The sequence below is a fragment of the Paraliomyxa miuraensis genome (assembly GCF_026337845.1).
Lineage (GTDB): Bacteria > Myxococcota_A > Polyangia > Nannocystales > Nannocystaceae > Paraliomyxa > Paraliomyxa miuraensis.
Map to the genome: position 1 here is coordinate 145,925 of NZ_JAOVZF010000158.1, position 21,737 is coordinate 167,661.

14 protein-coding genes are annotated in these 21,737 nt (G+C 68.9%); 8 read left to right on the forward strand and 6 right to left on the reverse strand.

All coding sequences use genetic code 11. The annotated features are described in order from the left end of the window. Window positions 1-12 precede the first annotated feature (12 nt). A complete protein-coding gene (locus tag OEB96_RS29890) occupies window positions 13-1,212 on the reverse strand; it encodes a retropepsin-like aspartic protease family protein (protein ID WP_266220197.1) in 1,200 nt (399 codons plus the stop codon). 428 nt (window positions 1,213-1,640) lie between these two features. Between OEB96_RS29890 and OEB96_RS29895 the strand changes: the two genes are divergently transcribed. From OEB96_RS29895 to OEB96_RS29915, 5 genes are all read left to right on the forward strand, one after another. After that, complete coding sequence (locus tag OEB96_RS29895) at window positions 1,641-2,750, forward strand: response regulator (RefSeq protein WP_266220198.1); 1,110 nt, start codon at window positions 1,641-1,643, stop codon at window positions 2,748-2,750. 240 nt (window positions 2,751-2,990) lie between these two features. Continuing rightward, window positions 2,991-3,455, forward strand: coding sequence for a hypothetical protein (locus OEB96_RS29900; RefSeq protein ID WP_266220199.1), 465 nt, complete (start codon window positions 2,991-2,993; stop codon window positions 3,453-3,455). Then, complete coding sequence (locus tag OEB96_RS29905) at window positions 3,452-4,789, forward strand: hypothetical protein (RefSeq protein ID WP_266220200.1); 1,338 nt, start codon at window positions 3,452-3,454, stop codon at window positions 4,787-4,789. The genes OEB96_RS29900 and OEB96_RS29905 overlap by 4 nt, the downstream gene beginning before the upstream one ends. Before the next feature lie 84 nt (window positions 4,790-4,873). After that, entirely contained in the window at window positions 4,874-7,915 is a 3,042-nt protein-coding gene (locus tag OEB96_RS29910; protein WP_266220201.1) for a serine/threonine-protein kinase, read from the forward strand. Between the two features lie 179 nt (window positions 7,916-8,094). Then, window positions 8,095-8,706 carry an RNA polymerase sigma factor gene (locus OEB96_RS29915; protein ID WP_266220202.1) on the forward strand — a complete coding sequence of 204 codons (612 nt, stop codon included), beginning with the start codon at window positions 8,095-8,097 and terminating at the stop codon, window positions 8,704-8,706. A gap of 52 nt (window positions 8,707-8,758) precedes the next feature. On the opposite strand, the gene OEB96_RS29920 is transcribed toward OEB96_RS29915, so the two are convergent. Continuing rightward, entirely contained in the window at window positions 8,759-11,017 is a 2,259-nt protein-coding gene (locus OEB96_RS29920) for a bifunctional salicylyl-CoA 5-hydroxylase/oxidoreductase (protein ID WP_266220203.1), read from the reverse strand. Between the two features lie 155 nt (window positions 11,018-11,172). Between OEB96_RS29920 and OEB96_RS29925 the strand changes: the two genes are divergently transcribed. The 3 genes from OEB96_RS29925 to OEB96_RS29935 all read left to right on the forward strand — a co-directional run bounded on the left by OEB96_RS29925 (window position 11,173) and on the right by OEB96_RS29935 (window position 16,549). Continuing rightward, the gene (locus OEB96_RS29925) at window positions 11,173-14,037 is read left to right on the forward strand and encodes a fused MFS/spermidine synthase (RefSeq protein WP_266220204.1); all 2,865 of its coding nucleotides are present in this window, start codon (window positions 11,173-11,175) and stop codon (window positions 14,035-14,037) included. Between the two features lie 113 nt (window positions 14,038-14,150). Further along, on the forward strand, window positions 14,151-15,266 hold the full coding sequence (locus OEB96_RS29930) for an SPFH domain-containing protein (protein ID WP_266220205.1): 1,116 nt from the start codon (window positions 14,151-14,153) through the stop codon (window positions 15,264-15,266). After that, window positions 15,263-16,549 carry an SPFH domain-containing protein gene (locus OEB96_RS29935; protein WP_266220206.1) on the forward strand — a complete coding sequence of 429 codons (1,287 nt, stop codon included), beginning with the start codon at window positions 15,263-15,265 and terminating at the stop codon, window positions 16,547-16,549. The genes OEB96_RS29930 and OEB96_RS29935 overlap by 4 nt, the downstream gene beginning before the upstream one ends. A 495-nt stretch (window positions 16,550-17,044) precedes the next feature. Here OEB96_RS29935 and OEB96_RS29940 read toward each other — a convergent pair whose 3' ends face one another. The 4 genes from OEB96_RS29940 to OEB96_RS29955 form a co-directional block, all read right to left on the reverse strand. Next, the gene (locus OEB96_RS29940; protein WP_266220207.1) at window positions 17,045-17,716 is read right to left on the reverse strand and encodes a sterol desaturase family protein; all 672 of its coding nucleotides are present in this window, start codon (window positions 17,714-17,716) and stop codon (window positions 17,045-17,047) included. Window positions 17,717-17,849: 133 nt separating this feature from the next. Next, on the reverse strand, window positions 17,850-18,848 hold the full coding sequence (locus OEB96_RS29945) for a vWA domain-containing protein (protein WP_266220208.1): 999 nt from the start codon (window positions 18,846-18,848) through the stop codon (window positions 17,850-17,852). Window positions 18,849-18,924: 76 nt separating this feature from the next. Further along, a complete protein-coding gene (locus OEB96_RS29950; protein WP_266220209.1) occupies window positions 18,925-20,289 on the reverse strand; it encodes a hypothetical protein in 1,365 nt (454 codons plus the stop codon). A 35-nt stretch (window positions 20,290-20,324) separates the two neighbouring features. Then, window positions 20,325-21,707, reverse strand: coding sequence for a DUF1501 domain-containing protein (locus OEB96_RS29955; protein ID WP_266220210.1), 1,383 nt, complete (start codon window positions 21,705-21,707; stop codon window positions 20,325-20,327). Window positions 21,708-21,737: the final 30 nt, after the last annotated feature.

Sequence of the window (21,737 nt, forward strand, 5' to 3'; positions counted from 1 at the left end):
ACCCCCCCGCGATCACCAGTACGCCTCGGCCAGGCCCAGCGTGTAGTGCCCCTTGGTGTCGGACCTGCCGTCGACGCTGGCCTTGCCCTCCACCAGCGAGCGACCCACCTGCCCCGGCTGGATCTCGGCGATGGTGGCCCCGGCGAGCGTCGGGCCCTCGGTGAATTCGACCACGGGTACGATGCCGCGCAGCGGCACCGTGCCGCGGTTGCGCACCAGCACCATCCAGCGCACGCGCCCCAGCCACACCTCGGCCGCTCCCTCCACCTTGAGCTCGACCACCGGCTCGATGTCGTAGGCGCGGTTGGGGTCGGCCTCGCTGAGGCGGGGCAACAGCTGCATGCGCTGGTTCTTGTAGTCCATCTGCACGAAGAACTCGCGCATGACGTTCAGACCGAGCAGGCCCTCGGTGCGCTCGTTGACACAGGCGTCGCACACCGACACGAGCAGGCCGGGGATCATCACCTGCCCCAGCTGCAGCGCCGGCAGGTGCACCATGCGGCTCTCTCGTGGCCCGCTGGCGGTGTTGAAGGTGAGCGTGGGCGCATCCTCCGGAACGGCGATGCCGAGCTCGGCCGCGGTGTGGCTGCTGATGGTCGTATAGGAGGCCCCGGTGTCGAACAGGTAGGGCAGCGTGACCGAGGCAGCCTGGTCGGCACCGGTGGGGCCATGCAGCGTCACGTCCATCAGGATCGCCGTCCCCTCCTCGGCGAACGGCACCGACAGCGTCTTGGAGGGATCGACCTCGCCACGATCGACCAGCGGAAGCGTACCGCGATCGTCCACCCCTTCTTCGGTGTCCGGTGCGGCAAAGTCGGCCGCGTGGTGAGCCGCCGCCGACATCACCCGGGTGGCCGAGTGCGAAGGACCAAAGCGATCCTCGGCCACCCATGCGCCTTGACCTCGCAGCGCGGTCGCGACGATGTCGGGCATCATCTGCATCGCCACCAGCACCCCCCCGGCATTCCACAGCATCGGGAGCCACGCCATGGTGAGGGTGATGCGACGCGCATCGCCCTGGTGCTTCCACACCGCGATTGCGAACGGCACGCCCAGCGTGATCACGAGCGCGACGAACCAGATCCACAGCGAGCTCGAGGTGAAGCCACCACGCTCGACCGCGGCCGTTCGTGCCATCGAGACCGCGATCCACAGCGCGATCACCAGGCTCGCCAACGAGCCCAGACCGAGCAGCACCCACGTCAGTGCCATGAGCACCGATCGCGCAGCGCCGTTCACCCTGCGGCGCGAGCGCCCAGCACGAGGCGCAGGGGGCCGAGGTCGCCGTGGCGCTCGCAGTGACGGATCCGGCGTAGAGCCGGGGCGAGGGGCCGCTGGAGTCACGAATTCCGATGGTAGCATCGTTGGTCCGCACGGCATGGCGTCGCGGGTATGGAAGGTCGGGCCACGTATGCAGCCCTGGTCACGGCCACTACTGCTCATGCGCCTCGCCCATCCTGCGTTCCCGCACGTTCGAGCGGCCTGCCCCCGGGTTCGGCGGCGACCTCGTTCGCTTTCGCTCAGTGCAATTCCGACCGCTTCGGACCGGTTCGGGCCCGATGCGCGAGGATCCGGCCCCTTCTTTCCTTGGATCATTGCCCAACAGATCCGTAAAGTAGAGTACGGTTTTCGACCCAGCCATGGGCGTCCCTACGTTCAGCGTTCGCTTCGAGAGTCAGGACGACTTCCTGGTCGAGTACACCGACCGTCTTCGTCATGGACGGGCGCTGCTGCCGTTGGGAAAGCCCTTGCCCCCAGGTACGCCCGTGCGGCTCAAGGTCGAGCTGCCCGATCGATCCGTGCTGTACCTGCTCGGCTCGGCCATCGCACCGGCTCGACGCGAGCGCAGCACCAGCGGGGCGACGCCAGTACGGCTCGCGATGACCGAGGATCAACGGGCCCAGCTCGAGGCGTGCGTGCAGGCCTTGATGCGCACCGACGAGCCCACGCCCGCGGATGGAGGCACGCCCGTTCCCGATGCAGAGGACGATCCGACCGGAATGAGCGTGTTGCTGGTCGACGACTCGGTCAGCATGCGCATCGAGCTCGGCGACGCGCTGCGCGAGCGCGGCTTGCGGGTGCGCGTGGCCGAGAACGGCCTGGTCGCGCTGTCGGCCGCGCTCAAGCGTCCGCCCGACGTGATCCTCACCGACGTGGAGATGCCGGAGATGGACGGCTGGACGTTCGTACGAACGGTCCGCTCTCGTCCCAGCCTGACGGCGATCCCCATCGTGTTCCTCACTCGCCTCAGCGACGACCTCTCGCGCCTCAAGGGCTATCGCCTCGGCGTCGACGACTACCTGCCCAAGACCATGGCGCCCGAGGAGATCATCGCGCGCATCCAGGGCGTGCTGGCGCGACGCCAGCAGGTGGTCGCCAGCGGCGACGGCACGAACAGCAACGCGGGTGGTGGTCTGCGAGGCAGGCTCGAGCACGTGCGCCTCGGGAGCTTGCTGGCGTTCCTCGAGTCCGAGCGACGCAGCGGAGCGCTGCACCTGACTCGCGGCACGGACACGGCCACGCTGCACCTCGCCAGCGGCACGCTCGAGTACGTCGAGGGCCTCGGCCGCTACGACCATCAGCACGATCGGGTGTTCGAGCTGCTGAGCTGGACGCAAGGGGAGTTCGCCCTCGTCCCCGATGCACCCTTGCCCAAGCAAACCAACGAGCAGCCCGCCACGCCGCTGACCTATCTGCTGATGGAGCACGCGCGGCGCGAGGACGAGGCCAAGGCCTCGGGCGCGGTCTAGAAAAGACCCGTCGACGACGGGATGCACGTGGCGCACCGCCGCGGCGTGGCGGCAGCCGAGGATGCCAAGGTCGCCTGACCGGGCCCGCGGTTCCGGTTTGACCCCTTGCGGGAGGACGCGGGTGGCCGCACTCGTGGCCACTCCGCGAAATTCCTCGGCCAGCCGGTGATCAGCCCAGGCCAGCGCGGCAACCCCAGAGACATGAAGACTCCGCGTCGTTCCCTTCGTCGCGCTGGTGCCGTGCTGAGCGTCACGGGGGCCTTGCTCGTGAGCGCGCCGGCCCACGCCGTCGACGTCAAGGTCCATGTGCAAGCCCCCTACGAGCTCGACCCGTCGCTGCTGGTTCGATTCGATCTCGACCGCCTCCACGCGCAGAACGTCGACCCCGTCTACGCCGATCGCTTCGCGATCCCCTACGACGTGATCGAGCCGCTGATCGCGAGCAAGCTCGCGGAGGCGGTCGATGGTGTGCGTCACTTCCACATCACGTGCAAGACCGTCCTGTGCCCCGATACCGACGTCGACGTCACGATCCTCTCGACGTTCTCGTTCACCCAGAAGAACCAGCCGAAGATCGAGAGCGTTGGCCCGGCTTCCCACGACACGTTTCGGATCACACTCGATACCCAGGTCGCGGTCGGGGTCGATCTGCTCGTGGAGACCGAGACCGGGTCTGGTCGTCGGCCTCGATTCCGCTGGGGGTGACGGCGATCGTGGGCATCCACGCCGGAGCGACGCTCTCGCTGTGGCCCAAGCTCGAAGCCAAGGATGTCACGGTCTCGCTCACCCAGGCTGGCGGCAACCTCACCATCGGTAGCGGCACCGTCGTCGAGGAGACCGTGCTGCTCTTCAACGATGCCCTGGCCGCGCTCGGGGTGAGCAAGGGCCGCTCGAAGATCAAGGCCGCGGTCGATGCCGCCATCGCCAAGCAGATCGCCAACGCCAATGCGAGGCTCACCGCGTTGGCCACGGAGATCGTCACGCCGACGCTCACCGAGGCCGATGCGATCAAGGATCGATTGATGACCACGTCGATCCCCAAGGTGGGGCGTAGCCTCCAGCACTTGATGGACGACGCGGGGATCTCCATCGACCTGCGCACGCGAACAGTCGGCAACGAGGTGCTCGCGGTGGCGACCACGCGCTTCGATCCAGAGCCGGCGGGTCGCAAGCTCGCTGGCACCATCCGCTTGCCCAAGTCCCAGTGCACCTATGGCCCGCCCGTGGGCAACGACACGATCGGCTACACCCGATTGCCCGAGGCAATCGAGACCATCAACGCCGACCTGGCGGGCAAGGCCTGCTCGGCCGTGATCTCCGGTTCCGAGCTGCGCCGGGTGGCCTATCTCGGCGAGAGCCCTCACGTCCGCCTCGGCACCAACGACCCGGCCGACGTACTACCCAACTGGAGCACGATGGGCACGGTCACGAGCAAGGGCTCGGTGGTCGACAAGGGCAGTCACTACGAGTGCGCCTTCGAGGTCGCCGAGCTCGCGAACGCCAGCATCCTCGAGCTCGGGATCGAGCCAGGTAGCGCGCTCGCCGAGCGCATGCCGATCCAGGGGCTCGACGCCAACCTGCGCGCGCGCTTTCTCTACGCCACGGTCGGTGGCCTGCCGCTGCTGCTCGATGCCAAGGGCACGCCGCGCAACCCCACCGCGATCACGCTCGGCCGGGCCAACGCCACGACGGTCGATCAGTGCCCCACCGCCAGGAGTGACGGCAAGGGTCTGAGCCTACCCAAGGGCTTCGACGTCGCGCTGGAGCTCGATCCCGAGACGTGCCCCACCTGCGGCAAGATCGATCTGAACCGCAACACCAATCGCCGGGTTCGACCGGGCGACGTGGCGCGCTTCCTTCACGGAGGGATGGTGATCGAAGAGGTGTTGGCCCCCTCCGGTGTCCGGACCGAGCAGGCGCTGGATCGGCTCCCCGAGCAGCGCGTCACGAAGGCCGGCCTCCGCCCGTCACGAGCCCGGGGTCGCGTACCCAAGGCCCGGACGCTACCCGAGACTCACGTTCGCATCGAGGTCGAGTAGGACGCCGCGCACTCGCGCGAGGTCGTCGTTGGGTGCGCTAGACTCTGCCCGGCGCACCCATCGCGAAGGATCGAGCACGCCCCGATGAGTGACCAGTCCCACCCCGTGCCCGACCTCGCCGCGCGCTTGCACCTCGAGACGGTCAAGGCGCGGCTGTTCGGCCGTACCACCGGGGCTCGGCTCGATCGCTACACCGTGCTGGGCAAGCTCGGCGAGGGCGGCACCGGGGCGGTGTTCGCCGCACACGATCCCGCGCTCGACCGCACGGTGGCGATCAAGCTGCTGCACGACTTCGGACGCGACGATGCCGAGGGGGACACGCGCCGCTGGTTCGAGGCGCTCGAGCAGGAGGCCCGGGCAATGGCCCGCCTGTCGCACCCCAACGTCGTGCACGTGTACGAAGTGGGCGAGCACGAGCGGCAGCGCTACCTCGTGATGGAGCTGGTTCGGGGCACGACGTTGCGCCAGTGGCAGACTCGGGCGCGCGAGCGCCACGGACCACGGCGGGCCACCGCCGAGATCACGGCGATGTACGTGCAAGCCGGTCAGGGTCTGGCGGCGGCCCATCGCGCGGGGTTGATCCACCGCGACTTCAAGCCCGACAACGTGCTCGTCGACGAGGACGAGCGCGCCAAGGTCTGCGACTTCGGCCTGGCGCGGGTGTTCGAGGCCAAGCTCGCCCCCCCGACCCTGCCCGATGCGCTGCTGCATGCGATCGAAGGCTCGAGCGCCCGCACGGCCATGGTGGGAACCCCGGCCTACATGGCACCGGAGCAGCTGAGGGGCGAGAGCGCCACGGAGCGCGCGGACCAGTTCGCGTTCTGCGTGGCGCTCTACGAGGCGCTCGAGGGCGAGCGACCGTTCGGAGGCGATGCTCCCGCCGAGCTGTTCGAGAACGTGCTCGAGGGCAACCGACGTGCGGCGCCCAGGGGCAGCGCCGTTCCGAGCTGGCTGCGGCGCGTGGTGGAACGAGGGCTCGCAGTGGATCCCGAAGCGCGCTGGCCGTCGATGGACGCGCTGCTCGACGCGCTGTCCAGGGGACGTCGGCGGGCCCGGGTGCGAACGGGTCTGGTCGCCCTTGCGGGCCTGGCCGCGATCGCCGGCGGTGGGCAGCTCTACCGCATGCACGACGTCGCGCAGCGCACGGCGGCCTGCGAGGAGAGCGGCCGGGAGATTGCGCTCGCATGGAGCCCCGCGCGCAAGCAGGCGCTCCGCGACGCGCTGGTGGCCACGGGGGCGAGCCATGCAGCGACCACCGCCGACAGGTCCATGCCGTGGCTCGACCGGCAGGCCTCCGCCTGGCAGCAGGCGCGGATCGAGTCTTGCCTCGACGCCAGCGTGCGGGAGCGGTGGGATGACGATCGACTCGCGCGCTCGCTTTGGTGCCTGCAAGAACGGAGGATGGAGCTGCAATCGTTGGTCGACGAGCTGACCCGGGCGGACGCGGCCGTGCTGCAAGAAGCGGTGCCCGCCGCAGCCAGCCTGCAGAGCGTCGCTCCGTGTCGAGACGAGTGGACGCTGGGCATGCTCGCCCTGCCACACGCGGACGAGCGCGCCGCCATCGCCGAGGCGCGGTCGGACGTGACCCGCGTCGAGGCATTGCTCCGAACGGGGCGCTTCGACGCCGGGCTCGTGCAGGCCCGTGCGGCGCTCGAGCGTGCCGAGGCCCTTGACTGGCCGCCTCTGACGGCCGCCGCTCGCTTGCAGCTGGGGCGCCTGCTCGAGCAGACGGGACCGCATGATGAGGCCGAGGCGACGCTGGAGGGCGCGTACTTCGAGGCTGCCAAGGGCGTGGCCCCGCAGACCGCCCTCGACGCCGCGACGCTGCTCGTGTTCGTGGTGGGGTACCACGGGGCGCGCCACGACGAGGCCCGGCGCTGGGGTCGACACGCCGAGGTTGCGCTCGTGAGCGTCCGCGACGGAGAGCAGCTCGGCCACGCGCGCTTGCTCGCTCAACGGGCGACCATCGAGCGGCTCACCGGTGCCCACGACGATGCACGCGCTCGGCTCGAGCAAGCGCTCGCGATCCAGGAACGATCCCTCGGCCCCGAGCACCCCACCATCGCGAGCACCCTCCGGAGCCTCGCCCTCGTCGAGCACGCCGCGGGCCGCTACTCGACCGCCCTCGGGCTCCACGAGCGAGCGCTCGCAATCGACGAGCAAGCACTGGGGCCCGAGCATCCCACCGTGTCCTTCGATCTCACCAATCTCGGCAATCTCCATCAGCTCACCGGTGAGCTGGCCGAGGCCAAGGCGCTGCACGAGCGCGCGCTGGCCATCCTCGAGGAGGTCATGGATCCGGACCATCCCAGCGTGGCCAAGAACCTCAACAACCTTGGCAACGTCTACCGAGACCTCGGCGAGCACGACAAGGCCAAGGTCTTCTACGAGCGGGCGATCACCCTCGCAGAGCAGGCGTTCGGACCCGAGCACCCCACCGTGGCCGCGTTCCTCGGCAACCTCGGCACGCTGTGCATGAGGATGGGCCAGCAAAGCGAAGCCAGGGTCCACTACGAGCGTGCCGCGGTCGTCCTCGAGAAGGTGCTCGGGCCCGAGCATCCGGACGTGGCCGCAGCCCTGATCAACCTCGCCGCCATTCACCAAGACATGGGCGCCCGCAACGAAGCGAAGACGCTGTACCTTCGGGCCCTCGACATCCAGCAGCGGACCCTTGGCCCCGAGCACCCGAGCATGGGTCCAACGCTCGTGAACCTGGGCATGCTCTACGAGCTGGAAGGCGCCCATGACGAGGCTCGGCCGCTCTACGAGCAAGCCCTGGCCCTCCTCGAGAAGGCCCTCGGGGCCGACCACCCCGACGTGGCCTACTGCGTCGTGCTCCTGGCCGACCTCTCGCTCGCACAAGGGCACCCGCAACGAGCGGTGACGCTGGCCCGACGCGCGGTGGCGACGCTGGAGCAGTTGGCCAGCGCTCCAACCGGAACGCTGGCCAGCGCCCGCTTCGCGCTCGCGCGGGCGCTATGGGATGCACCCGAGGACGGGGGACGCGACCGCGAACGGGCCGCCGCCCTGGCAGACCAGGCCCGCGACGCACTCCGGCACGCCGGCGAAGGCTGGGCTGCCCACGACCTCGCCGAGATCGAGGCCTGGCAGGACGCACACGAGTAGGCCGGACGATCCCGTCAGAAGCAGTACGCCGTCGTCCTCTCCGTCGAGATCGCCCTGCACCTGCAGCAGAACCGATCCGCGACGTTGCCCGACCTCCGAGCCGGGGTGGAACTGCTCCTCCTCGGTCGGCTGTTCACGAACCGCGCCCACCCCCCCGCGTGGTACGCTCATCCCTTCGCATGACCAACGACGAGGCGCTGTTCGAAGCCTGGTGTGGCGGGGATCAACCGTCGGGCGAGGCGCTGTTCGAGCGCTACTTCGGCGCGCTGCACCGCTTCTTCCACAACAAGCTCGGCAGCTCCACCGAGGCCGACGACTTGGTCCAGCGCGCCTTCCTCGGCTGCGTGGAGGCTCGCGAGCGCTTCCGGGGCGACGCCAGCTTTCGTTCCTACCTGTTCGGCATCGCCCACAACACTCTGCTGATGCACTTTCGGGGGCGCCGTCGCAAGCAGGACCCCATCGACTTCGGCACGGTCTCGGTGCTCGACCTGGGCACCTCGCCGAGCATTCGCGTGGGTCGGCGCGAGCAGGAGCAAGTGCTGCTCGCGGCCCTGCGGCGGCTGCCGCTCGAGCTGCAGGTGGTGCTGGAGCTCTCGTACTGGGAGTCGATGTCCAGCGCGGAGATCGGCGAGGCGCTCGAGCTGCCCGCCGGCACCGTCCGCAGCCGCCTGCGACGCGCCCGGGCCCTGCTCGAGGCTGCGATCGAAGCGCTGGCCCATACCCCGGCCGTGGCCCTGGAGACCGCGCGCAACCTCGAGGCGTGGGCCCGCAGCGTTCGCGACCAGCTGTGATCTCGTCGGGCCCGAGCCCGCCGGCTGGGAGTGCGCGACCCCGCGGCGGTCATCACCGCCGCTTGTTGGCATCGGGATCGGGCGGCCTGGGAGCCCCGCTGCGATATTGATTGGGCCACCATGCGTCGTAGTACCCCTGCTCCCCGGCCGCATGCAGCGTGAGGTACGGGTCGTAGAGATGGGGCCGGGCCATCGCGCACAGATCGGCACGCCCCGAGGCGAGGATGGTATTGACGTGGTCCCAGCCCTGGATGGCCCCGACGGTGATGGTCGGGATTCCGACCTCGTGACGGATCCGATCCGAGAACGGCGTCTGGTACATGCGGCCGTACTCGGGGTGCTGATGCGGCACGGTCTGGCCCGAGGACACATCGATGATGTCGGCGCCGTGGGCCTTGAGCTGACGGGCAATCTCCACCGCATCCTCCTCGGTAGTGCCGCCGGGCGCCCAGTCGACAGCGGAGATCCGCACCGAGATCGGCCGCTCGTCGGGCCATGCCGCGCGCACGGCATCGAAGATCTCCAGCGGAAAGCGCAAGCGCCCCGGCAGCGACCCACCGTACTCGTCGTCGCGTAGGTTCGTCAGCGGCGAGAGGAAGCTTGCCAGCAGGTAGCCGTGCGCCATGTGGACCTCGAGCAGGTCGAAGCCCGCCGCCAGGGCCCGCTCGGTCGCAGCCACGTAGGCGCCCTTCACCTCGTCCATGTCGGCACGGGTCATCGGCCGCGGCGTCTGGCTCACCCCCGGATGCAGCGGCAGCGGCGATGGGGCGATGAGCTCCCAGTTGCCCTCGGGCAACGGCCGGTCGTAGCCTTCCCACGGCGCCCTTGTCGAGCCCTTGCGACCGGCGTGACCGAGCTGGATGCCGATCTTGGCGCGGCTATGACGGTGGACGAACTCGGTGACCCGACGCCACGCGCTCACATGCGCGTCCTCGTAGAGCCCGGTGCAGCCGGGGCTGATGCGCCCCTGAGCGGTCACATCGGTCATCTCGGCCATCACTAGGCCGGCACCACCGATCGCCCGGCTGCCCAGGTGCACCAAGTGCCAGTCGTCGGCGCTCCCATCGGCCGCGGAGTACTGGCACATGGGCGAGACCACCACGCGGTTGTCCAGGGTCAGCTCGCGCAGCCGAAACGGGGTGAACATCGGGGGCGGCGCGGGGCGGAGGTCCTCGCAGCCGGCCTGGTCGGCGAACCACCGATCGATGCCCTCGATGAAGCCCGGATCGCGCAGCGCGAGGTTCTCGTGGGTCACCCGCTTGCTGCGGGTCATCAGGCTCATGACCAGCTGCGGCAGGGGATCGTCGGCGTAGCGCCCGATCTCCTCGAACCACCGCTGGCTGGTCTCGGCCGACTTCTGCAGCTTGGCCGCATCGACCCAGCGATCTTCCTCGTAGGCCGCGAGCGCGGCCGGGATCGCCTCGTGCCGCTGCAGCGCGCTCACCAGCGCCATGGCGTCTTCCATGGCCAGCTTGGTGCCCGAGCCGATCGAGAAATGCGCGGTGTGGGCCGCATCGCCGATGAGCACGATGTTGCCGTGGTGCCAGGTCTCGTTGCGAACACGCCGGAAATTGATCCACTCCGACTTGTTGGTGAGCAGTCGATTCCCATCCAGATGCTCGGCGAACATCCGCTCGCAGTAGGCCACCCCGTCCTCCACGCTGGCCTCGTGCAGACCCGCCGCCCGCCACGAAGCCTCGTCGGTCTCCACGATGAAGGTACTGGTGTTCGCATCGAACGGATACGCGTGAACCTGGAAGAAGCCGTGCTCGTTGCGACAAAAGAAGAACTTGAAGGCGTCGAAGACCTTGTTGGTGCCCAGCCAGATGAACTTGGACTTGCCCTCGCGGATGTCGGGCCGCAGGTGCTCGGCCAGCTCGGTGCGGGTGCGGCTGTTGACGCCATCGGCCGCCACGACGAGATCGGAGGGCGGCAGCGCCTCGTGGCCGTGAAGCTCGGTGGAGAAGCGCAGCTCCACCCCGAGATCGGCGCATCGCTCCTGCAGGATCTGCAGCAGGCGTCGACGTGCGATCCCCGAGAACCCATGGCCCCCCGAGCGCATGGTCTGCCCCCGATAGATCACGTCGATGGCATCCCAATGCACGAAGCCCTCGGTGATCCGCTCGCAGGTGGGTCGGTCGGCCTCGAGGAAGTGCGAGAGCGTCTCGTCGGAGAACACCACGCCCCACCCGAAGGTGTCGTCGGCACGATTGCGCTCGTACACGACGATCTCGCAGTCGGGCCGCGCCTTCTTCATGAGCAGGCTGAAGTACAGGCCCCCAGGGCCGCCGCCGATGACCGAGATCTTCATGCACTCCTCCGAGAGGGGCCGTCGGTGCGCTTGCGGTGACGGCCGGCGCGCCGATGGTAGGCACGGCCCGGCGGCGCCCCCAAAGGCGTGCCCTCACGTCGCCACCGGTGGCTCGGTGAGAAGCTTCACGGAGCTTGCGTGTATCCTCCGGACGCATGGCTCGGGCGACCGACCGCACGCTCCTCATCGCCTTCGTGCTCTCGGGGGCCGCTGGCTTGGGCTACGAGATTCTCTGGACGCGCCTGCTGGCGCTGGCCCTCGGTAGCGAGACGCTCGGGGTGCTCGGAGTGCTCGCGGGATTCTTCGGAGGCATGGCGCTGGGGGCCGCCGCACTGCATGGGCACGCGCGACGGGCCGAGGACCCCGTGCGGCTGTTCGTGCTGCTCGAGCTGTGTGCGGCCGGCTTCGCCGTGCTCAGCCCGTTTTGGCTGCATGCGCTGGCTGGCTGGCTGCCGGGCGCGCTGGGACCGTGGGCGGGCGCCAACGATGGTGGGGTCGCGCTGGCGCTGTCGGTAGGGGTGGCTGGGTTGGCGTTGCTGCCGGGCACGTTCTGCCTGGGTGCGACCCTGCCCGCGCTGGTGGAGGCCCGACGTCGGACCCAGCCCAACGAGCCGGACGGCCGCGGCCTGGGGCGCCTGTATGCCGCGAACACGGCAGGCGCGGTGCTCGGGGTGCTGGGCACGGTGCACGTGCTGCTGCCACTGATGGGCGTGGTGGGTGGTGCGGTGGCGCTGTCGTGCCTGGGCTTTGCGGCTGCGATCGTGGCACGGCGATGGGCGGCACTGAGTCACCGTCCTCGACCAACCCGGAAGCACGTCGACCACGAAGAGCCCGAGGTCGACGCCAGCCGTGATCCCGACCCCGACGTCGCGCGGGAGCCATGGTTGTTGCTGGCGCTCCTGGCCGGTACGGGCCTCGCGGGGGTGGGACTCGAGGTCGTTGCGATCCACGTGCTCTCGCAGGTCCTCGAGAACACCATCTACACGTTCGCGCACGTGCTCGCCGTGTACCTCTTGGGTACCGCCGCCGGAGCCGCGCTCTACACCCGCTACGCCGCGCCCGCGGTGGCGGGGCGCCCGGCCACCGTGGCCGCCGGGCTGCTGTTGGCCCACGCTGTGGCCACGATCTGGGCAACGTCTGCGCTCGCGAGCAGCTTCGAACTCCTCGAGTGGATCGCCCCCCCCGGCGATGCCCGCATGGCGACCGAGATGGTGGCCGAGGCCGTGACCGCCCTCGTGGTACTGGGACCCGCGACCATGCTAATGGGCGCACTGTTCTCCCACGTCGCGGGCCTGCTCGCTCCCCGCGGAATCGGCCGGGCCTATGCGCTCAACACCCTCGGTGGGGCACTCGCTCCGTTCGTGTTCGGGGTATGGGGAATCGAGTCGCTCGGCTATCGCGATGCACTGATCTCGGTGGCATGGGTCTACCTGCTGCTGTTCGGGGGATTCACTTGGTTTCGGCGCTTCAAGCCGATCCCGCAGATCGCCGGAATCCTCGGGGTGGTGGCGCTCACCGGCCTGTCCCCAGCGTCCTTGCTGCTCGTGGCTCGCTACCAGGAGCCGGCCGACCACGATGACGCCAAGGGCGACGCCAACACCAAGAACGCCAACGGAAGGAACATCCGGCGCTACGTCGACGAGGCCATGGAGTGGGAGATCATCGACAGCCGCGAGACCCTGCTGGGCGCAGTGGTGGTGAGTGAATTCCACCCCCGCGCCGCCAAGGAGCCGCAGCGCGGTTCCCCTCCAAGGCGGCTCCAGGTGGGCAGCAAGTTCTACATGGGAGGCGGCTTCGGCGTCGGTGAGCAACGCCTGGGTGGCATCCCCTTGCTGCTGCATCCCGCGCCCGAGCGAGCGCTGTTCCTCGGGGTGGGCACGGGCGCCACCCTCAGTGCGGTCCGGCACCACCCCTCGCTCACCCACATCGACGCGGTGGAACTCGTCCCGGCCGTGCTCGACATGCTGCATCACTTCAACGACATCAACGGAGAGCTCACCAAGGACGAACGCGTGCACCTGCACGCCGCCGACGCTCGCCGCTTCGTGGCGGCCAGCCACGATCGCTACGACGTGATCGTGGCCGACCTGTTCCATCCCGGTCGCGACGGCGCGGGCAACCTCTACGCCCGCGAGCACTTCGAGAACGTGCGCGCACGCCTCCACCCCGGCGGTCTGTTCGCGCAGTGGCTGCCGCTCTATCAGCTCGATGCACCCACGCTACGCGTGGTCATGCGCACGTTCGCCGAGGTCTTCGGCGAGGTCCACGTGCTCCTGGGGCAGTACAACGTGAGGGTCCCCGCGATCGTGCTCGTGGGGTACGACGGCGGCAACGACGACGGCGGCCTGGTCATCGACGTGGACGAGCTGACGCGCCGGATGCAGACCCCCGTGCACCGCGAGCTGTTCACGGGCCCGCAGGATCTGCTGGGCTCGTACCTGCTCGACCGCGACGGGTTGACGTCGTTCGTGGGCCCGGGCCCGCAAAACCTCGACCTCGTGCCCGTGGTCGCCACGCGGGCCCCCAAGAGTGCCTACGAGGAGAGCGACACCCGTGGTCGCGACAACCTGATGGAGATCCTGGCCGCGCGACGTCCGTTGCCCGAGGGATTGCTCTTCGGTACGGGGCCCATCTCGTTGCCGGCCTTCCGCAACGAGGTCAGCGTCTTTGGTGAAGCGGTGGAGCACTATCTGCAGGGCGAGTCGGTGCTCCTCGACGCGACCCTGGCCGACGCGCCCACCGCCACGGCCTACGTCGAGGCCACCCCCCACTACCTTCGAGCGTTTCGAACGGAGCCACGACTCGTCCCTGCACGGGGAGCGCTGTTCCGCGCCGCCAGTGCATCCGACGATCTGGCCGAGCACGTCTTCCCCATCATGCTCGAGCGCGCTCCAAAGGAGCGCAGGGTGTGGCAGGAATACCTGGGTCATCTCGAGCGCAAGGGTGACGTCGAGCGCCTTCGAGCAGCGGTGCAGCAGGCCAAGGAGACGCTCGGTTTGCCCGAGGCGGCCTCGCCGTAGCGCGCCTGCGTCCCCGCGGCCGCAGGTGTGGCGGCCCGTGAGCCGTTTCTCGGACCCTACGCCGCCCGAGCGCATGCATCTGATAGCCTGCCCTCCCAAAGGAGAGCTCGTCGATGCAGATCATCAAGGGCGGCAGGGCCGTGCGCTCCACGGCCAATGGCCTGCTACAGAAGTTGCGGGGCGGTTCCGGAGGAACCGTCATCTGGTTGGTGCTCGCGTTCGTCATCTCGATGGTGCTGCTGTTCAGCTCCTGGCGAACCATCGAGCCCGGTCAGGTGGCCGTGCGAGTCAACAACATCACCGGAGAGCAGGAGGCGCGCACCCAGCCGGGTCTCATCTTGTGTGCGCCGTTTGGGATCCACTCGGTCTACATCATCGACGCGAGCCCCCAGACCTTCGTGATGAAGGGCAACAAGAACGTGGATGCGCTGCACGTGGAGGAGCTGACCGTCCGCGCCAGCGACGGCAGCAACTTCCTGTTCAACGACACCACCATCATCTTCCAGGTGCTGGGCGCCAGCGCCATCGAGGTGGTCCGCGACGCAGGCCCCGAGGGCGAGTTCCGCCGCTGGATGCGTCCGTTCGCCCGCGCCATCCTGCGCGACGAATTCGGCCGCGAGTCCACGATCTCGGTGTCCAACCCGGCCAAGTTCGGCGAGGCGACCGAGCGCGCCCGCTCCCGGCTCAACGAGCTGCTCGAGCCCCACGGCATCTCGGTCACCAAGATCGTGACCCCGCGCCCGCGCTTCAACGAGCAGTACGAGAGCCTGATCGAGGCGCGCAACGAGGCCGAGAACCAGCTCACCGTGATCGAATCGGAGCTGCAGCGCTCGCGCACCGACCGCGAGCGGACCCTGGCCGAGGTCGACCGCGATCAGAACAAGGTGATTCAGGAGAAACGCGCCGGGCTCGAGGCCGCGCTGGCCTCGGCGCTGGCGGTGCAGGCCGATACCAGGCGCAAGGCCGACACCTACCGCATCCAGACCGTGGCCCAGGGCCAGGCCGCCAAGTCGGCGGCCGAACGCCAGGCCGAGGAGCTCGAGGGCCAGCTCGCCGCCGACTACGAGGCCAAGCGGGCCACCATCGACGCGTTCAAGACCCAGCCGGTCGAGCGTGTGATGGAGCGCCTGGGCGAGAAGCTCGATGGCGTCACCATCGACATCCAGCCGTGGGCCGACGACTCGACCCCCTCACGGCTCCGCGTGGAGCAGACGGGAGCGGTCCAATGAGCGGCGCAACGAACGGACTGGTCCGGATCCTCCGTGTCTTCGTCATTGGCGTGATCGTGCTGTGGCTCTCGCCGAAGTTCTGCTTCTCGACCGTCGCCCCCGATGTGATCGGCGTGCGGCAGAGCAACCTCTCGGGGGTATACCCCGAGGACCTCGAGCCCGGCTGGGCGCTGCGGATCCCCGGCGTGCATCGCATCATCGAGGTACCCCGGCGCTTCGAGTTCCTCGACTACACCAACGACGACACGGGTCCGCAGGAATCGCTGCAGATCCGTACCCAGGACAACAACATCGTGGTCGTCGACGTCTCCGTGCCCTACCACATCATCCCCGGCGAGGGGCACCTGGTGGTCGAGGCGGGCAACCATGTGGAGGACCGCAATGGCCTGCTGCGATTCCAGCGGTTGGCCGAAGAGACCACGGTCAGCGTGCTGCGCGAGCATCTGGCCGAGCTGACCTCGGCGCAGTGGTACGACACCGCGCAGCGGCTCGCGGTGGCCGATCAGACCCTCGAAGTGCTCAACACCTCGCTGGCCGATCTTCACGTGAAGGCCGAGGCGGTCCTGATCCGCGCGGTGACGTTCCGCTCCGAGTACGAGCAGCAGCTGCAGCAGATCCAGCTCAACGAGCAGAACAAGCTGCTCGACGGAGCCCGGGAGAAGGTGGCCACCAAGCAGCAGGACCTCGACAAGTACGTGCAGGGCACCAACGCCCTGGCCGCGGCGCGCGAGCAGGAGTGGGCCGGCAAGATCGCCCGGCTCGAGGGCGCCTACCAGGTCGGCTTCATCGACACCGGGGCCGACACCGTTCCGGGGGCGGCACGGCGGCTTCTCGGCGAGCTTGCCGACGCAGCAGCGCCCGAGGGCGCCGAAGGGGCGCCTGCTCCGGTGCCTGCGGCCCCTGGCCTGACCCGGGCCGAGTTGGTGGCCAAGGCAGCCGAGGCGCTCGACCTGCCCCCGGAGGAGATCACCGACGAGTACCTGCTCGGGATCCAAAACATCCAGGCCGAGACGCTCGAGTACGACCAACGCGTGCGCATGCAGGCCGACGGCGTCTCCGCGCGCCTCTCCGCCGAGGGCGAAGCCACGCTGGCCACCGTCCGCGGCGCCTACGAGAGCCGCATCAACGAGCTGCTCGACAGCGTGGCGGGCCGCGCCTACGTGGCCTACCAAGCGGCCGACAACGTGAAATTCGACGAAAACCTCGTGTTCCAGAGCTCCGATGGCTTTCCAACCGTACTGCGGCTGCGCGAGCTGACCGAGCGCTTCATGGGACTGCGATAGAGGTCCTCAGCCCTTCCTGGCACCGCAGGGGCTCGCTCTGCACCGGCGCCGGTAAAGGAAGGCCTTCTCAGTGCCCGGTCCCCACCGCCTGCGGTGCCTTCGGGGCGGTCGCCAAGCCCGTTCTCCACCGCCTGCGGTGTAATCGGGGCAGTCGCCAAGCCCCTTTTCCACCGCCGGCGGTGCCTTCGGGGCGGTCGCCAAGCCCGTTCTCCACCGCCTGCGGTGCCTTCGGGGCGGTCGCCAAGCCCCTTTTCCACCGCCGGCGGTGCCTTCGGGGCGGTCGCCAAGCCCATCCTCCACCGCCTGCGGTGATATCGGGGCGGTCGCCAAGTCCATCCTCCACCGCCGGCGGTGCCTTCGGGGCGGTCGCCAAGCCCATCCTCCACCGCCTGCGGTGCCCACAGGACGTCGCCAAGCCCAACCACCACCGCGTTCGGTGCCACCCGGGAGCCCTGCCCGATCTACGCCGCGTGCGGTACCCGCCGGGCGGCCGGTCTACTCGGCCGTACCAAACAGCTTGTCGAAGATCGGCGTGAGGGAGGCGTAGTTGCCTCCCTTCATGCTGGTGTGGTGCACGTCGTGCTTGCGCGCGAGGTAGCTGAGCGCTCGGAACGGAAAGAACGGCAGGTTCAGGCCGCTGTGCACCAGGATGTTGAGGAACGAGTAGACCGCGAACACCACACAGAACGTCGCCGGGTGCACGGGCCCGAGCGCGACGCTGCACGAGACGAGCAACGCCAGCCCCAAGAAGGTCTCCAGCGGATGCAGGTAGAGGCTGTCGATCGCATGCGGGTGGCGCACGGCGTGGTGCACCACGTGCACCTTGCGAAGCGGCCACCGGTGGAACGCGAACCGATGCATGAAGTAGTACAAGAAGTCGTAGACCAGCAGGACCGCGACCGCGTCCAGCAGCAAGCGCGCCCAGCTCGGCTCGCCCTCCACGATGAGCCACGGCCGGGTCGCGTAGACGAGCACGAACACCAGGGAGCCGGACAACGCCATGTTGGCGACGACCCGTGGGTAGAGCCGCCACCCCCAGAGCTTGCGGCGCGGCTCGGGATTGATCCGCGCCGAGGAGAGCGGCGCCCAGTGGTAGGCGAGCTTGACCGCGAGCAGCAGCACCCCCGAGATCAGAAGGACGATGAGGAGCATCGAGTGCAGGGCCATGGCGCTGCCCAAGACGCTAGCAGGCCGGGCGGCCCGTGGACCCAACGTCACGCGGTTGGTGCGACCTGCGCAGTGATGACCGGCACATCGGCGGGGTCGATCTCACGCCCGCCCCATGCTCACCATCCAGGACCTACGGCTTGGTGAAGTTGGCGCACGCCGACGTCACCCCGGGCACCACCCCCAGCATGAAGGTCGCGTACTCCTGCGCGCAGATGTCCCCCACCGCGCCCTGCGGGAACGAGGTCGTGAACTCCTCGAGGCGCGGCGACAGCTGTGCACCCTCGGTCCCGTCCCACTGGAAGTCGGGACACGCATTGGGCTTGTCCGTACCGATGAGCGACAGCACCACCACGTCCTTGGCGTAGCCCCCCTTGCGCCCGGCGAGCGTATCGACCCAGTCGGCCGGCTCGCCGGCCGAGCCCCACGAGGTGTCGAGTTCGTGCTCGTCCTCCTCGTTGGTGACGATGACCACCACCAGCAGCGCCTCCTCGCGCAGGAACCCATTGTGGAACGCCCCGGGCACGAGGTTCTCGTCGGACAGCGCCGAGAACAGCATGTCCATGGGGCGCTCGTTGGGCGAGCCCGCCACCCCCACCGCGAGCGCACAATCGAGCTCGGCGGAGAGCGTCGTGCTCGACGATGCCATCCAGTTGTCACCGCCCTCGTAGGGACCGCACACCTCGGCCGTCTGCTGCACCATCAGCTCGTCGTCGGTCGTGATCACCCCGATGTGCATGTCGCTCATCAGGGTCGGGATGCTGGCGCCGATCTGCTGCACGAACGCCAGCGCGGCCGCCCGCAGCCGGATCTGTTCCTCGAGCATCGGCTGCGAGTTGTCGACCACGAACAGGATGTCGACCGAAGTGCAGGGCTCGATCGGCAGCCCATCGTCGCTCGAGCTTCCGTCGTCGGTGCCCGAGCCCGTGGTGCTGCCCGCGTCGGCAGCCGTACCACCGGAGGTGGTGTCGGTCCCGGAACCGGCGGTGTCGTCGACCGTGCCGCTGCCCGTCCCCGGACCCCCGGGGCCGTTGGAATCGGTCGAGAAGTCGAAGCCGTCGTCGTTCCCCCCCGCGGTACACGCGAGCGGACCACCCAGCAGCAACGCAGCCACGCCGACCGAGAGCGCCACCCCGAGATCCATACCAAGCTCCGACGAGAGGGCCGATTCGAATCGCGGTGGGTCGGCCTGCATGAGGAGCCCTAGCTTAGTCGTCCGGCGCGCCGTAGGAAATCCACAGACGCACGACGTCCAGCTCGTCTTGCGAGAGCGGAGCCGCGCCCAGCGGCATGCGCTGCCCCGCAAAGCCGTCACCGGTCAGCTTGGTCATGAGGTAGCTGTTGGTGGGGTTGCCCGGGGTGACCAGCGGGATGTCCGGGTTCTGGGTCGACGGCACCTCGATGAGGTTGTCGCGGGCGCGCTCTCGGGTGAGATCGAGCCCGGCCGCGGGGGCCAGCTCGCCGTGGCAGCCGGCCGTCGCACAGCGGGCCTCGAAGATGGGCACGACGTGGCCCGAGAAGGTGGCGCCGCTGTCGGGATCGGGCTCGCCGAATTCGGCCGCATAGTCACAGCCGTCGTAGTCGATCTCGGCGTAGGGGCTGTCGCCGCCCGGCGCGGCGGTGCCCTCGATCCAGCACGCGATGGCCACCACCTCGGCCGCCGAAAGCGGCTGGTTGGCCAGCGGCATGGGGCTGCCCGGCACGTTGCCCTGCAGGCGCTGCAGCAGGTACGAGCCCCAGGGATCGCCGGCCTTCAGCTCGAGCAGGCGCTCACCATCGGCTCCGAACACGCCATCGCGGTTGGGGTCGCCGATGCGCAGATCCTCCTCGATGAGCGCGTGCACCTCGGCCCCGAGGCTGCTGTAGCCCGTCACCTGGATCGCGGTCTGTCCGCCTGCGTAGGTGATGGCGCCGTTCACCGCGCCCACGGTGAGCATGCTTCCACCCTCCGTGGTCCGTACGACCTCGATGCTCTCGGGCATCATGGGATCGAGCATGGCCGCGGGCACCGGGTCGGCGAGGTAGAGCACGGCCGAATTCACGACGCCCATGGGATCGGTGGCGAACGTCACATAGGCCACCCGCGTCTGCCAGCCGTTGTTGCCGCCGTTGGTGAAGCGCACCACATCACCCACCGGCTCGCAGCCGTTGTAGGTGTTGAGCGGGTCCTCCACGTCGAGGTTGCAGGGGCTGCCCAGCATCCCCAGCATCGCCTGCGGCGTGCGGAGGTCCGGGTACTCCTTGTTGTTGTGGCAGACGTTCGGGAACGGGGTGCAGGTGCGAGTGATGACCTTCTCGTGGAGATCGAGGTAGGTGGGGAATTCCTTCTTGGCTTCCTCCACGAACTCCTTGCCATCATCAGGGGCGTCGGGCGTGGCCTCGGTCTCGCCCTCGGTGTCTCCGTCGGTCTCACCACCGGTCTCCGTGTCGGTGTCGCCCCCGGAGTTGTGATTGCCTCCGTCACCGAAGCTCCCCCCTCCCCCCTCACCCACGGTGCAGGCGAGCGCGAGGCTGGAAGCGACGAGGACGAGCAGGGCGGGCGTACGAGACACGGTGTTGCTCCTGAGGTGCACGGGGAAGGTGTGATCGTAACTCGCAGCGCCGTCGGCTAGAAGATGTCCGCCACCGGATCGATGCCAGGCCAGATCTCCTCGGTCGTGATGTCGAGATAGGCCAGGGCCATCGCCATGTGCGCAGTGGTGCCGTAGATGGGCTCGCCCGCCAGTGGCTCCATGGTCATGGCGTTGGTGCGACCGAAGAACTTGCCCCCCTGCGCCACCTGTCCACCCATGTAGGGAAACGCTTGGTAGCGCGAGCCGGGACCACCGGTGTGATCCGAGCCGCCGCCCGAGTTGTAGCCGTTGGAGCCCAGGTTGTCGCGACCGAACTCGCTCTGCAAGATGACGAGGGTGCGATCCCAGTACGTGCCACCCTCGGGGTGGTTCATGCGCTTGAGCGCGAAGTTGAGCCCGGCGAGCACCCGCGCCAGGGTGTTGGCACTCATCGAGTAGGCGCCCATCTCGGCCGAGTGCGTGTCCCAGCCGTTGTCGCCCACGGTCACCGCCGCCGAGCCATACTGGAGGAAGCGCAGGGCCAGCGCCATGTTGCGCCCGAGCAGCGAGGTGCCCAGGATGGCGGCGAGCTGGGCGTTGGTGAGGTCGACGCCCGCGTTGGGCTCGGTCGCGATCTTGAGCGCAGGGTCGAGGAACACGTTGCGGAACGCCTCGACGTTCTGCTTGCCGTTGGACATGCGCTCGATGAGCTGGCGGTCACGCGCGCTTCGGATCGCGGCGGTGGCTCCGTCGAGGCCGGCCTCGAAGTCCCGGGCCCACTCGGGCTGGCCGCCCGCATCGTCGCCGCTCTGGCTGGCGAACTCCGAGAACGACGGCACCATCACCGGGGTGATCGAGCCCTCGGGAATCCCGAAGATGGTGGTGGCCGCACCCGAGCCGATGACCACGGGCGGGAACACCAGGCCCGCGCTGCCCTCGGTGTAGTTCTTGTGGCGGGCGTAGATGAGGCTCATCATGCCCGGCCCGCCACCGGTCTTGCCAGCGGAGATGATGTCGCGCGCCACGTTGTGATCGCCCACGCCCGCTGCGGCGCCAGGGGTGTGATCGAGGGTACCGAGCACGCAGACCTCGTTGCTGATCATCGGCAGCGAGGGCATCGCCACCCCGAACGGAACCTGGGTGTCGGCGTAGGGCGCAGAGTCGAAGACCATGCCCACGCCCCACTCGGTCCCCGCGGCGCCCGGCTGGGTGCCCATCGGGTTCCAGCGCGTGTCCAGGGCCCCGTTGAACATGGGCACCGAGCGCGCGCCGCCATCGAGGTTGATGACGATGAGGTGATTGTGGCGACTGGCGGGGATCCCCAGCCCGGCCTTGCTGATGCGCGGGGTCCAGACCCAGGGGGCGATGGCCCCGGTGGCGATCCCGCCAAGGCCCAGCTTGAGGAAGCTACGACGGTTGCTCTTGGTGATGCTCGACATGATGAGTCCTCGCGATCTCTGGCAGCTTCG